This window comes from Frigoribacterium faeni (assembly GCF_011761235.1).
In the GTDB taxonomy this organism is placed as follows: Bacteria; Actinomycetota; Actinomycetes; order Actinomycetales; family Microbacteriaceae; genus Frigoribacterium; species Frigoribacterium faeni_A.
In genome coordinates, this window is record NZ_JAAOYW010000002.1 from 1135369 (window position 1) to 1148693 (window position 13325).

Annotated in this window: 11 protein-coding genes; 7 read left to right on the top strand and 4 right to left on the bottom strand. The window is 75.5% G+C overall.

The genetic code is table 11. The annotated features are described in order from the left end of the window. Positions 1-64: 64 nt before the first annotated feature. Entirely contained in the window at positions 65-718 is a 654-nt protein-coding gene (locus tag FHR78_RS11870; protein WP_166760653.1) for a response regulator, read from the top strand. Next, positions 715-1983, top strand: a complete 1269-nt coding sequence (locus tag FHR78_RS11875; protein WP_166760654.1) for an ATP-binding protein — start codon at positions 715-717, stop codon at positions 1981-1983. Before FHR78_RS11870 ends, FHR78_RS11875 begins: the two co-directional genes overlap by 4 nt. Before the next feature lie 7 nt (positions 1984-1990). Here the strand turns inward: FHR78_RS11875 and FHR78_RS11880 are convergent, their stop codons facing one another. Further along, a complete protein-coding gene (locus tag FHR78_RS11880) occupies positions 1991-3037 on the bottom strand; it encodes a threonine aldolase family protein (protein ID WP_347878171.1) in 1047 nt (348 codons plus the stop codon). 143 nt (positions 3038-3180) lie between these two features. Here FHR78_RS11880 and FHR78_RS11885 point away from each other — a divergent pair, with 143 nt between their 5' ends. Continuing rightward, positions 3181-3678: a hypothetical protein gene (locus tag FHR78_RS11885; RefSeq protein ID WP_166760656.1), complete on the top strand. Its 498-nt coding sequence runs from the start codon at positions 3181-3183 to the stop codon at positions 3676-3678. Positions 3679-3798: 120 nt separating this feature from the next. Continuing rightward, positions 3799-4719 carry an AEC family transporter gene (locus FHR78_RS11890; RefSeq protein ID WP_166760657.1) on the top strand — a complete coding sequence of 307 codons (921 nt, stop codon included), beginning with the start codon at positions 3799-3801 and terminating at the stop codon, positions 4717-4719. Between the two features lie 31 nt (positions 4720-4750). Here the strand turns inward: FHR78_RS11890 and FHR78_RS11895 are convergent, their stop codons facing one another. Then, entirely contained in the window at positions 4751-5587 is an 837-nt protein-coding gene (locus FHR78_RS11895; RefSeq protein ID WP_166760658.1) for an exodeoxyribonuclease III, read from the bottom strand. Between the two features lie 90 nt (positions 5588-5677). Here FHR78_RS11895 and pyrE point away from each other — a divergent pair, with 90 nt between their 5' ends. Continuing rightward, positions 5678-6229 (top strand): orotate phosphoribosyltransferase, encoded by a 552-nt coding sequence (gene pyrE, locus FHR78_RS11900; RefSeq protein WP_166760659.1) that lies wholly within the window; start codon positions 5678-5680, stop codon positions 6227-6229. Next, positions 6226-9363, top strand: coding sequence for a septum formation family protein (locus FHR78_RS15670; protein ID WP_166760660.1), 3138 nt, complete (start codon positions 6226-6228; stop codon positions 9361-9363). Before pyrE ends, FHR78_RS15670 begins: the two co-directional genes overlap by 4 nt. Positions 9364-9581: 218 nt before the next feature. On the opposite strand, the gene FHR78_RS11910 is transcribed toward FHR78_RS15670, so the two are convergent. Beyond that, complete coding sequence (locus tag FHR78_RS11910) at positions 9582-10394, bottom strand: HAD-IIA family hydrolase (RefSeq protein ID WP_166760661.1); 813 nt, start codon at positions 10392-10394, stop codon at positions 9582-9584. A 74-nt stretch (positions 10395-10468) separates the two neighbouring features. Between FHR78_RS11910 and FHR78_RS11915 the strand changes: the two genes are divergently transcribed. Continuing rightward, positions 10469-11158, top strand: coding sequence for a TrmH family RNA methyltransferase (locus FHR78_RS11915; RefSeq protein WP_166760662.1), 690 nt, complete (start codon positions 10469-10471; stop codon positions 11156-11158). On the opposite strand, the gene FHR78_RS11920 is transcribed toward FHR78_RS11915, so the two are convergent. Beyond that, positions 11155-13296, bottom strand: a complete 2142-nt coding sequence (locus FHR78_RS11920; RefSeq protein ID WP_166760663.1) for an acyltransferase family protein — start codon at positions 13294-13296, stop codon at positions 11155-11157. The two genes, FHR78_RS11915 and FHR78_RS11920, sit on opposite strands and share 4 nt — an antisense overlap. Positions 13297-13325: the final 29 nt, after the last annotated feature.

The window sequence follows — 13325 nt, forward strand, 5'->3', positions numbered from 1 at the left end:
GGTGCAGGGTGCGCCGGCCGGCGCACGTCGACTCGAGGCCGGTCTCCGGCAGGACGGAGGGGCCGTGCGGGTCCTGGTGGTGGACGACGAGCAGACCCTGGCCGACCTCGTCGCGGCCGGCCTCGCCCGGCAGGCGATGGCCGTCGACGTCGCGTACCGCGGCGACGACGCGGACGAGCTGCTCGCCGTGAACGACTACGACGTGGTCGTGCTCGACCGCGACCTGCCGGGCGTGCACGGCGACGTCGTCGCCCGTCGGCTGGCCGAGCGGGGCTCGTCGACCCGCATCCTCATGCTCACGGCGGCCGGGGGCCTCGGCGACCGGGTCGGCGGCCTCGAGCTCGGGGCCGACGACTACCTCGCGAAGCCCTTCGAGTATCCCGAGCTGGTCGCCCGGGTCAGGGCGCTCGGCCGACGACCCGGAACGTCGGCGCCGCCCGTCCTCCGGCGCGGCGACCTCGTGCTCGACGTCTCCCGCCACATGGCGACCCGGTCGGGCCGCGACCTGGCGCTGTCGACCAAGGAGCTGATGGTGCTCGAGGCGCTCCTCGCGGCCGACGGCAGGGTCGTGAGCGCGGAGGAGCTGCTCGAGAAGGTCTGGGACGTCAACGTCGACCCCTTCACCAACGCCGTCCGCGTCACGATGAGCAAGCTGCGGCGCAAGCTGGGCCCGCCCGACCCGATCCGGACCCTGCCGGGGCGGGGGTACCAGCTGTGAGCGCGCGCACGGGCGGCCGGGCGGCCGGCGGCCGGACCGGCGGGCTGGGGATGCTGTCGCCGCGCCGGTGGAGCATCCGGGCCCGCACCTCCGTGGCCTTCGGCGGCGCCTTCGCGCTGCTGGCCGGGATCGTGCTGGTGGGCGTGGCCGCGGGCACGTCGCAGGGCGTCGCGGTCTCGTTGGCGGCCGTGGACGGAGGCGTCGCCGAGGCTCCGGCGACGACCTCGATCGACCCCGACGTCGGGGCGTCGGCGCCGACCCCGGGCGTCGCCACGGCGTGCCTCGGCCGCGGGTGCCCCGTCGTCGAGGAGGTCGACGCGTCCGCGGTGCTCGTGACCGACCTGCTGCACCGCCAGCAGGTGCTGTGGTCCGGGCTCGGCGTCGCCGTCGCCTCGCTGCTCGCGGCCGGGGTGGGCTGGTTCGTCAGCGGCCGGATGCTGCGGCCGCTCGACGACGTCGTCGCGACGGCGCGCGGCATCACCGCGAGCACCCTGCACGAGCGCATCGGGCTGACGGGGCCGCGCGACGAGGTGGCGCAGGTGGCCGAGACCATCGACGAGCTGCTCGACCGGCTCGAGGCCTCGTTCGAGGCCCAGCGCCGGTTCGTCGCCTACGCCTCGCACGAGCTGCGCACCCCGCTCGCGGTGCAGCGGGCCGCCCTGCAGATCGGGCTCGACGACCCGTCGCCCGACGCCGTCGCGGCCACTCGCGACCAGCTGCTCGAGGTGAACCGACAGAGCGAGCACCTGATCGAGAGCCTGCTGACGCTCGCGACGGCCGACCGCGGGGTCGCGGGCGACGCCCACGTCGACGTGCACCTCGGCGACGTCGTGGCCGAGGTCGTCGGGTCGCTGCTGCCGAGGGCGGACGAGCGAGACGTCGAGGTCGTCGTCGGCCGCGGGTCGTTCCCGCGGGTGTGCGGCGACCCGGTGCTGCTCGGGCAGCTCGTGCGGAACCTCGTCGCGAACGCCGTCGAGCACAACGTGCCGCGCGGGTGGCTCCGCGTCCACGGCGGGCCGGGGCTCGTGCTCGTCGTCGAGAACACCGGCGCGGTCGTCCCGGCCGACGTCGCGCCGACGCTCACGCAGCCCTTCACGCGGGCGGCCGGCGCGGCCCGCACGGCCGCCCCCGCGCCGACGGGAGCCGACGAGCCCCGGCACAGCGGCCTCGGCCTGGCGATCGTCGCCTCCGTGGCCCGGGCGCACGGCTGGACGGTCGACGTCGAGCCGCGGCCCGACGGCGGCCTGCGCGTGGTCGTCCGCTGAGCCCGGGTCAGCCGAGCAGGGCCCGGAGGTCGGCCACGAGCCGGTCGACGTGCTCCTCGGTGGTGTCGAACGAGCACATCAGCCGCACCTCGCCGGTCTGGCGGTCCCAGTCGTAGAAGTGGTGCGTCGCCCGCAGGGGCTCGACGGCGGCGGCCGGCAGCACGACGAAGACGGCGTTGGCGTCGACCGGCTGGGTGACCACGACGCCCGGCAGCACGGCGAGCGCGCCGGCGAGCCGCGTGGCCATCGCGTTGGCCTGCGTGGCCGAGCGCAGCCACAGGTCGCCCTCGAACATCGCGAGGAACTGCGCGGACGTGAAGCGCATCTTCGAGACCAGCTGCGCGTCCATCTTGCGCAGGAAGACCAGGCCGGCCCGCGCCTCCTCGGTGAAGGTCACGACCGACTCGCCCAGCACGAGGCCGTTCTTCGTGCCGCCGAGCGAGACGGAGTCGACGCCCGCGTCGCGGGTGATCGCCCGGAGCGACACCCCCAGCGAGGCGGCGGCGTTCGCCAGCCGCGCGCCGTCGAGGTGCACGGACATGCCGTGGGCGTGGGCGTGGTCGGTGACGGCGCGCAGCTCGTCCGGCGTGTAGACGGTGCCGAGCTCGGTGCTCTGGGTGACGGTGACCGCGAGCGGCTGCGGGCGCTGCTGGTCGCCCCAGCCGTGGGCCTGCCGGTCGATCAGCTCGGGCGTGAGCTTGCCGTCGGGCGTCGGCACGGTGAGCAGCTTGATGCCGCCGAGGCGCTCGGGCGCCCCGCCTTCGTCGGTGTAGACGTGGGCGCTGGCCGCGCACACGACGGCGCCCCAGCGGGGCACCAGGGCCTGCAGGGCCGACACGTTCGCCCCGGTGCCCGTGAGCACGGGGTCGATCGACGCGCCCTCGCCGAAGACGTCGCGCACGACCTCGTCGAGGCGCCGCGTGTACGGGTCGGCGCCGTACGAGCCCACGTGGCCGCCGTTCGCCTCGACCATGGCCTGGAGGACCTCGGGGTGGGCGCCGGAGTAGTTGTCGGAGGCGAACGAGTGGGCGGAGGGGTCGTGGAGTCGCGTCACCACCCCATCTTGCACGGCTCGGAGCCGCGCATTTTCGCGTATCGGCCAGAACACCTCGAATGTTTATGTCCCACACATCACCGGGGGTAGCGTGGGCCCACCTGTCGGCGCTGGGCTGGCAGTGGTTCGTGAGGGGTCCGTCCATGTACTTCGTCCACTCTCCCAAGCTCGCGCTGGTGGGCTCGTGGTCCTGGGCCGCGCCGGCCGCCGACCGTGCGGCGGCTCTCGGTGCGGAGGTCGTGGCGGTCGAGCTCGACGAGCAGGCCGAGGTGGCGGTCGCCGACCTCGACGGGTTCGACGTGGCCGCGGTGTTCGGCGCCGACCGGGCGCAGCCCTGCGCCGCCGTGCTCGGCCGCGCGGCCGACCTGCTCGCGCCCGCGCTGTGCCGCGGCGCGCTCGTCGTGATCTGCGAGTCGCCGACCCTCGACGACGACGGCCGGCGGTTCGTCGACAGCCTCGCCGAGCGCTCCGGGCTCGAGGCAGGGGTCGAGTTCGACGTCGTGGCGGCCGCGGGCGACGAGGTCGTGTGGTCCACGAGCGACGAGGCCGCCGAGACCGTGCTCTACCTGATGGCCACGCTGCGGGCGGCGGCACCGGGCTCGGCGGCCGCCCGCGTGCCGGCGCCGGCCCGCCGGGGCTGACCGACGCCGGCCCGGAGGGGCTGACCGATGCCGGCCCGCCGGGGCTGACCGATGCCGGCCCGCCGGGGCTGAGCCCCGCCTCCGACGCTGACCGTCGGCGGTCTGCGCCAGGATGGGTGCATGGGCGGAGTGCTGATCGGGTTCGGCATCATCGGCGTGGTCATCGCCGCGGGCTGGGTGGTGGGGCGCGTCGACCTGCTCGGCCCGGGCGCCCACCAGGTGCTCTCGCGGCTCGTCTTCTTCGTGCTGACGCCCTGCCTGCTCTTCTCCACCATCTCGCGGGCCGACGTGCACGTCCTCTTCTCCGAGCTGCTCGTCGTGTCCGCCCTGGCCTCGCTGGCCGCCGCGGTCCTCTCGGTCGTGCTGCTCCGGTTCGTCCTCCGGCGCACGGCGGCCGAGACGACGATGGGCACGATGGGCGGCGCGTACGTCAACGCGAACAACATCGGGCTGCCGGTCGCCACCTACGTGCTCGGCAGCGCGACGTTCGTGGCCCCGGTGCTGCTCTACCAGCTGCTCGTCGTCACGCCCGTCGTGCTCTCGGTGATGGACACGGTCACCAACCGCGGCAGCAGCCTCGGCCGTGCGATCGTCCGGCCTCTGACGAACCCCCTGCTCATCGCGTCGGCGCTCGGGGTGCTGCTGGCCGTGCTCGACGTCGAGCTGCCCGACCCCGTCATGCAGCCGCTGTTGCTCGTCGGCGCGGCCGCCGTGCCCGTCGTGCTCCTCTCGTTCGGCATGTCGCTCTCGGGCTCGAAGCCGCTGCAGGCGCGCGAGGGGCGCGCCGACATCGCCGTGGCGACCGTGCTCAAGCTCGTCGTGATGCCGCTCGTCGCCTGGCTGCTGGGCGCCTTCGTCTTCGACCTCGACCACGACCAGCTCTTCGTGGCGGTCGTGCTCGCCGGCCTGCCGAGCGCCCAGAACGTGTTCAACTACGCCCAGCGCTACCAGACGGGGGTGGTGGTGGCCCGCGACACGGTGCTCGTCACGACCATCGGGTCCGTGCCCCTGCTGGTGCTGGTGGCGGCGCTGTTGAAGTAGGAGGCGCCTCCTCGGTCGTGAGGGCCGCCCGCTAGAAGATCATGGGGCGGTCGTCGTCGAGCTCGGTCTCGAGGTCGAGGTCGACGACCACGGGCACGTGGTCGCTCGGGGCGTCGCCCTTGCGCTCGTCGCGGTGGATCGCCGCGTCGGTGACGAGGTCGGCGAAGGCCTGCGAGCCCATGATGAAGTCGATGCGCATGCCCTCGTTCTTCGGGAACCGCAGCTGCTTGTAGTCCCAGTAGGTGTAGCCCTCGGGCAGGCGCGGACGCACGACGTCGGCCAGGCCGGCCGCCTCGAAGGCGGCGAAGGCGTCGCGCTCCGGCTGGCTGACGTGCGTGTGGCCCTCGAAGACCGAGACGTCCCACACGTCGGTGTCGAGCGGGGCGACGTTCCAGTCGCCCATCAGGGCCAGCGGCTGGTCGGGGCGCTCGGCGAGCCAGCCCCGGGTCTCGGCGGCGAGGGCGGCGAGCCAGTCGAGCTTGTAGTCGTAGTGCGGGTCGCCCAGCTCGCGCCCGTTCGGCACGTAGAGCGACCAGAGGCGGACGCCCTCGACCGTGACGCCGATCGCGCGCGCCTCCTTGGGCTGGTCGGGCCCCTCCTGCCCCTTCGCGAAGCCGGGCTGGGTCGGGAACGTGATCGTCACGTCGTCCATCGGCAGGCGGCTCGCGAACGCGACGCCGTTCCACTGGCTGAGGCCGTGCAGCTCGACCTCGTAGCCGGCCTCGCGGAACGCGTCGTACGGGAACTGCTCGGGCTTGCACTTGATCTCCTGCAGGCCGACGACGTCGACGTCCTCCCGGACGAGCCAGTCGACCACCCGGCCGACTCGGGCACGGACGGAGTTGACGTTCCAGGTCGCGACGCGCATGCCCACCACGCTACCGGCAGGAGGCGCACCCGGCCTGGGCGGGAGGCGCACCCGGCCTGGGCAGGGTCGCCTGCTCTACCATGGGCAACCGTGACCGACGCACGAACGCAGCTCATCGACTACATCCGCTCCGAGGCCGTCTTCCACGGCGACTTCACGCTCACGAGCGGCAAGAAGGCGAGCTACTACATCGACCTGCGCAAGGTCAGCCTCGATCACCGCGTCGCGCCCCTGATCGGCCGCGTCATGGTCGACCTCATCTCCGACGTGCCCGACGTCTTCGCCGTCGGCGGCCTCACGATGGGCGCCGACCCGATCGCCTCGGCCGTGCTGCACCAGGGCGTCGCCCTCGGCCGCGACTACGACGCCTTCGTGGTCCGCAAGGAGCCGAAGGACCACGGCCGCGGCAAGCAGGTCGAGGGCCCCGACCTCGAGGGCCGCCGCGTCGTCGTGCTCGAGGACACCTCGACCACCGGCGGCTCGCCCCTGACCGCCGCGAAGGCGCTCGAGGCCGTCGGCGCCGAGATCGCCGCCGTCGCCGTCGTCGTCGACCGCAGCACCGGCGCCCGCGAGGTCATCGAGGCCGCCGGGTACCCCTACTACGCGGCCATCGGGCTGGACGATCTCGGGCTGCAGCCGTGAGCGACGAGCGCGAGGGGCGTCGCCCGGGCGACGACGACGAGACGGGACGCGAGCCCGCCGCCGACACCACCGGCCTCGACGCCGGGGACTGGCTCGCCGCGCAGTTCGAGGACGACGAGGCGGAGTCGGAGCCCGACGCGGGCTCGGACGCGGACGCCGGCTCGCGCTCGGACGCTGGCTCGCGCTCGGACGCCGGGGCGCGCTCGGACGCCGGGGCGGTCGACGACGCGTTCCCGTCCGCCGCACGCCCGGCCGAGGAGCCTCCCGCCGCTGCGGGGACGGCCGAGACCCCTGTCTCGCCTCCGCCGTTCACCGTGCCGCCCGCCCCGACCGCCGAGTCCGACGTCGTGAAGAGCTCGGGCCACCCCCTCGCGCTCGACCTCTCGGCGCTCGCCGGAGCCGTGCCGCCCCCTGCCCCGGTGTCGTCCGCCGACTCCGAGACCGGCGCCGCCGACACTGAGACCGGCGACGTCGCCTCGCGCGCCGACGACGCCGCGTCGGCCGACGACCACGCCGCGTCGGGCGACGACCCTGCCGACTCGGCGCCCCTGGCCGAGCCGCTCGTGCCCCGCCGCTACGAGGTCCCGCCGGCCGTGGCCCCGCGCCCGGCCGTCGTGCCTGCCCCGGCGCCCGCAGCCGCGCCGCCTGCCGACGAGACCGGGCACGCCGACGTCGCCCGGACGGCTGCGGAGGCCGACGAGCCCGCGCCCGCCGACGTCTCGCCCACGGACGCGGCTCCCGCCGACGAGCCCGGCCCCTTCACCGCCCTCATCACGCCCCCGGCGGAGCCCGCCCCGGTCTTCCCCTCAACCTTCGACTGGGGCACGCCCACGACGCGCGACGCCGACGACGACGCCGACGCCGTCCGTCCGTCGGACGGACCTGCCGCCGCCGACGAGCCCGAGGAGGCGAGGGTCGAGACCCCCGACGAGGCGCGGCCCCACGAGGCGGTCGCCCCGTCCGGGCATCCCGTCGACGACGACGACGACGCCGCGACGCGGGCCCTCGACGTGGTCGCCGAGGAGCCGGCGCCTGAAGAGGCGGTCGCCCCGAGCGGTGACCCCGCCGTCGACGCCGCGACGCGCGCCCTCGACCTCCCCGTGACGGTCGACGACCCGGCGGCGCCCGAGGCCACGGCCGAGGACGCGACGCCTGGGGACGCAACACCCGAGGGCGCCCCGACCCGGGCGCTCGACCTGCCCGTCACGGCCGAGGACGACCCGGCTGACGATGTGACGGGGCTGCCTGCCCGCCCGAGCGACGACGCCTCCGGGCAGGCCTCCGACTTGCCCGTCAGGGCCGCGGTCGGTGACGAGGCCGGTCGCGTCGAGTCGGACGACCTCGCCCCCGGCCCCGACCTCGCCCGTGAGCCCGACCTCGTCCCGGACGACGACCGTGGCGGTCTCGACCACGGCGCCGCCACGACCGAGGGGCAGTCCGAGGTCGGCGACACCGAGGTCGACGAGACCGAGGGCACCGAGACCGAGGGCACCGACCCGCAGGGCGCCGACACCGAGGGCACCGACTCCGCCGACGTCGCCGAGGCCGGCGACTCCGACGTCGCCGGCGAGACTCCCGCCGCGGAGCCGTGGTGGGTGGCCGAGCACCACGAGATGACCCGACGCGAGCGCCGCGAGGCCGAGGCCGCCGGCGTCGTAGTGCCGCCCGCCGTGGCGGCGGGCGCCGAGGGGACGGCCTCGTCCGACGACCTCGACCCCGCTGCCGCAGCCGGCCCCGCCGCCTCGGCGGGCGCTGCCGGGTCGTTCGCCGCGCCTCCTTCGGGAGGGTCTGCGGCACCGACCGCCGGCGCGGACGCTCCCGGGCGCGCGGACGAGCCGACCTTCACGGAGCTGCTCGGCATCGTGCGTCCGTCGGCCGACGACCCCGAGACCCTCGAGGACGTCCCGGGCGACCCGTCCGCCGACGCCGGCCGCAGCGACCTCGTCGACCCGGGGCCGCTGGCGTCGGGCGGCTCCTGGGCGCTCAGCGACGACGTGCCCGAGGACGACGTTCCCCGGGGCGACCTGCACTCCGGCGAGCCCGCGGAGGAGCTGCGGCCGTCGACGGCCGAGACCGACGACGACCCGACCACCGAGGGCGACGCGCTCGCCGCGGCCCTGGCCGCGCTCGAGCTCCAGCCCGAGCCCGACGCCGACGCCGACGCCGATGCCGCGGCCTCGGACGACCCGCCGACCCGCGCCCTCGACCTCGGCCTGGACCGAGACGACCAGGCCCCTGCCGGTGCGGACCTCGCGACCTCGGTGCTGCCCGTCCCGCCGGCTGGCCCGACGGGGCTCGCCGCCGCGTCGGCGCCCACCTCGCCGGAGCCGACCGCGCAGGCGCCGACCTCGTCCGCGGGGGAGCGCCCGCGCTCGGTGTCGCACGGCGACGCCGAGCTGCCCGGCCTCACCGTCGCGGGCGGGGCAGGGGCCGGGCCGACCCGCGCCTCCTCGTCCGTGCCTCCGCTGGTGCCGCGAGGAGCGGCGACCGGGGCGGGCTCGACGCCTCCGGCCGGCGGCTCCGCGGCGGGCTCGGGCGGCGGCATCGGCTCGTGGCCGCGCAGCCGGTGGGTGCTGCTCGGGGTCGGCGCCGCCGTCGTGATCGTCCTCGCGCTCGCGGCCCTGTTCGTGCTCAGCCGGTCGCTCTTCGCCGGCACGCCGCAGCCGACCGAGCCGCCCGCGGCGGCCGCGGCCACGCGGACCGTCACCGCGACGCCCGCGCAGCTCGCCCCCGAGGCGGCGACGGGCCCACTGGGCACCGGCTCGCACCCGTGGAGCGACCTGCAGGGCGGCGAGTGCCTCTCGACGTTCGTCGACGCGTGGCAGCAGGACTACGACGTCGTCGACTGCGCCCAGCCGCACGTCGCGCAGCTCGCGTCGATCGGCGCCCTCGACGCCGACCCTGCCGCCGCGTACCCGGGGAGCGACGCGCTCCAGTCGCAGATGTCGGTGCTCTGCACCGGCGCGGACGCCCTCGACCTCGCGGCCGCGTCCACCTACCCCGACGCGCAGTTCAGCGCGAGCTGGCCGGCGACCGACGCGGAGTGGGCCGCCGGGGTGCGGTCGTACTGGTGCTTCGTCGACCGGGCGGGCGGCGAGCCGATGACGACCAGCGTCGCGCCGGCCGCGGCCTGACCGGGCCGACCCGCGCCTCCAGCGCCCTGCCCTGCCCGGCGCCGCCCGGCTTCTGCAGCAAATGCCGACCGGCGCTCCTGCAATGACGGGATTTCCGAGTACCAGGCGGTCGCGTGGGCCGTGATGGTCGGCATTTGCGGACAGCAGGTGGCACGCAGCACGCAGCACGCAGCCGGCGCCGGGCAGCGTGCAGCGGGCCCGCACGCGGACCGGGCGGGCTAGAGCTCGCTCGGCACCACGTCGGTCTCGAGGGGCTCGGCGCGGACGAGCTCGTGCACCCCGCTCAGCACCTCGTTCGGACGGAACGGGTAGCGGTCGATCTCGGCCTGGTCGCTGATGCCCGTCATCACGAGGATCGTGTGCAGCCCGGCCTCGATGCCGGCGACGACGTCGGTGTCCATGCGGTCGCCGATCATCGCGGTGTTCTCGCTGTGCGCGCCGATGCGGTTCATCGCCGAGCGGAACATCATCGGGTTCGGCTTGCCGACGACGTAGGGCTGCTTGTTCGTCGCGGCGGTGATCATGGCCGCGATGGCGCCCGTCGCCGGCATGGGCCCGTCGGCGCTCGGGCCGGTCGTGTCGGGGTTCGTGACGATGAAGCGGGCGCCGCCGAGGATCAGCCGCACCGCCTTCGTGATGGCGTCGAACGAGTAGTTGCGGGTCTCGCCGACCACCACGTAGTCGGGGTCGGTCTCGGTCATGATGAACCCGGCCTCGTGCAGCGCGGTGGTCATGCCGGCCTCGCCGATGACGAACGCCGAGCCCCCGGGCATCTGCGAGCGGCAGAAGTCGGCGGTGGCGAGCGCGCTCGTCCAGATCCGCTCCTCGGGCACGTGCAGCCCCGACGCGCGGAGGCGGGCGCTGAGGTCGCGCGGCGTGAAGATCGAGTTGTTGGTGAGCACGAGGTACGGGGTGCCCTCGTCCTGCCACTGCTGGATCAGCGCCGCGGCGCCCGGCAGCGCCTGGTTCTCGTGCACCAGGACGCCGTCCATGTCGGTGAGCCAGCATTCGACCTCGTCGCGAGTACCCATGCGCACACCTTACTGACGGCGGCGGAGCGCAGGAGGTGCGGTGCCGGTCGTCCGGGCACCCTACGCTGGCCGTCGTGACCGACCGCGACCCCCTCGACCCCGCGCCCGCCGATCCCGGCCACGACGGCGGGCCCGCGGCGGCGGCGGCGGACCCGGTCGTCGCCCACGGCGTCGGCCCCTGGCCCGGCGGCGAGGCCGCGTGGCCCGAGGGCGACCACTGGGACGCCGAGCTGCTGCGCGACGGCGACTCCCGCAACGTCGTCGACCGCTACCGGTACTGGTCGCTCGAGGCGATCGTCGCCGACCTCGACCTCGTGCGCCACCCGTTCCACGTCGCGATCGAGAACTGGCAGCACGACATGAACATCGGCTCCGTCGTGCGCAGCGCGAACGCGTTCGCGGCCGAGGCCGTGCACATCGTCGGTCGGCGTCGCTGGAACAAGCGGGGCGCCATGGTGACCGACCGCTACCAGCACGTCGTGCACCATCCGGACGTCGCCTCCTTCGTGGCCTGGGCCCGGGGGGAGGGGCTCGTCGTGGTCGCCGTCGACAACGTCGCCGGGTCGGTGCCCCTCGAGCGCACCGCGCTGCCCGAGCGCTGCGTGCTCGTCTTCGGGCAGGAGGGGCCGGGCCTCAGCGACGAGGTCGTCGACGCCGCCGAGATGGTGGTCGAGATCACGCAGTTCGGCTCGACCCGCAGCATCAACGCCTCGGCCGCGGGCGCGGTCGTGATGTGGGAGTGGGTGCGACAGCACCGCTCCTAGGGGCTCGCGGTCGAGGTCGAGCCCAGGAGGCGGTCGCCCAGCAGGTCGCGGAGGGCCAGCGACGTGGCCTCGGTGAGGTGCGAGCGGTCCTGGCGGACGAGCCGGCCGCCCAGCGTGGCGGGGCACCGGTCGTCGGCGCAGAACCAGTCCGTCACGTCGACGTGCTCGGCGGCGGGACCGGCGGCGGCCGCCGCCTCCGCCTCGGCGACGACCTGGGCCCGCTGCGCCGGGGTGATGGTCGAGAGGCAGTCGTCGGGGTCGCCCGGCCGCACGAAGCAGTCCTGGATCGCCGGCCCCGCCGGCGGCGCCCCGAGCAGGACGACCCGGGGCGCGGCGGCGGTGAGCCGGGCGAGCGTCGACTCGGCCGCAGTGCGCCACTCGTCGCGGGCGGCCTCGACCCCGACGGCGTCGACGCGCCGTGCGAGCACGTTGACGCCGCCGGACACCACCACGAGGTCGGCGTCCTCGGCCGCGGGCAGGGCGAGCATCGCCTCGCGGTCGACCTCGCAGGCGCGCTCGAAGGCAGGGTCGGCGTAGCGGGCGTCGGGCGGCAGGTCGATCGGCGTGCAGCCGGCGAAGGCGAGGGCGACGACGGCCCAGCCCTGGGGGACGAGCGCGGCGGCGACGGCGCTCGTCCAGCTGGCGGCCACGGAGTCGCCGATCACGACCGCGGTGTGCTCGGCGTCGGCGGGGCCCCACCGGCAGGTCCGGCCCGCGGCCGGGTCGGGCGTCGGGTCGTTGCGGCAGCCCGTGTGCACGTCCATCGCAGGGGTCAGCCACTCCCGGTAGGCGGCGTCGATCTCGGCGCGCTGGGCGGGGGTCCAGGCGTCGGCCTCGAGGGCGGCCAGCACCGTCTGCCGCGGCTCGACCACGGGCAGGGGCGGCACCTCGTCGAGGCCGGGCGGGCGGGAGGAGAGGCCGACGAGCGCGGCGAGGGCGGAGGGGTCGCCGAGCTTGGTGGGGGACCTCGTCTGCGCCGCGGAGGCCGTCACGACCACGAGCGTCACCACGGCCGCGACGGCGATGCCCCGGTGCCCGGGAGCCGTCGTCCGCTCCGAGGGCGACACCTGGCGCCGTCGCCGACGGGCGGGCACCTCGACGACGCGGTAGGTGACGGCGCTCAGCGCGAGCGTGAGGACGATCGAGGCCGGCACGCGCCACCAGGCGTCGACGAGGGCGGTGCCGAGCACGGTCACGGGGAAGTGCCAGAGGTAGATCGAGTACGACCGGCGTCCCGCCCAGAGGAGGGGCCGCCAGGTCAGCACCCGGGGCAGCCCGGGCATCGTGCCCGACCCGAGCGACACGATCAGGGCCGCGCCGAGGACGGCCGGCAGCGCCCCGGGCCACGGGAAGCCCGACGTGGGGTCGACGCCCACGGCCGTGACGGCGACCAGCACCACCCCGAGGCTCGTCAGGCGTCGTCGCCAGGTGTCGGACGGCAGGGCGACGAGGGGGACGAGGGCGCCGCACGCGGCACCCGCGCCCAGCTCCCACGCCCGGCCGAAGGGCTCGAAGTAGGCGGTCTCGACGGCGGTCGCCGAGAGGTGCCACGACCAGAGGGCCGAGGCGGCCGTGGCGACGACGGCGACGCAGCCGACCAGCGCGCGCCTCCTCGTGGGCCCCTGCCGCCGGGCCGCCGCCAGCACCGCGACGGCCACCAGGGGCCAGACGACGTAGAACTGCTCCTCGACGGCCAGCGACCAGAAGTGCTGCAGGGGCGAGACCGGGCCGTCGTGCTGGAGGTAGTCGGTGCCCGCGGCGATCAGGTGCCAGTTCTCGCTCGAGCTGGCGGCGGCGACCGCGTCGAGCAGCACGTCGAGGGCGCGCGGCGTCGACCAGACCAGCCAGGCCGCCGCGACCGTGGCCGACAGCACGACGGCCGCCGCCGGCAGCAGGCGACGGGCTCGGCGCAGGTAGAAGGCGCGGAGGTCGACGCCGCCCGCACGGTCGTGCTCGTCGAGCAGCAGCCGGGTGATGAGGTAGCCCGAGATGACGAAGAAGACGTCGACCCCGACGACGCCGCCGAGCGGCACGAGCGTGAGGTGGTAGGCGACGACCACGGCGACCGCCACCGCCCGGAGCCCCTCGAGGTCGGCTCGCGGCGTGAGGGGGACGACCGGGGTCCGGGAGAGGTCCATGAGGCATATATACCCGGTAGAGCGACATT

What these genes read in the sequence shown, in the direction of transcription:
- FHR78_RS11910 (WP_166760661.1), bottom strand. Translation starts at nt 10,394, where the DNA reads ATGGGTACTCGCGACGAGGTCGAATGCTGGCTCACCGACATGGACGGC.
- FHR78_RS11885 (WP_166760656.1), top strand. Translation starts at nt 3,181, where the DNA reads ATGTACTTCGTCCACTCTCCCAAGCTCGCGCTGGTGGGCTCGTGGTCC.
- FHR78_RS11895 (WP_166760658.1), bottom strand. Translation starts at nt 5,587, where the DNA reads ATGCGCGTCGCGACCTGGAACGTCAACTCCGTCCGTGCCCGAGTCGGC.
- FHR78_RS11890 (WP_166760657.1), top strand. Translation starts at nt 3,799, where the DNA reads ATGGGCGGAGTGCTGATCGGGTTCGGCATCATCGGCGTGGTCATCGCC.
- FHR78_RS11920 (WP_166760663.1), bottom strand. Translation starts at nt 13,296, where the DNA reads ATGGACCTCTCCCGGACCCCGGTCGTCCCCCTCACGCCGCGAGCCGAC.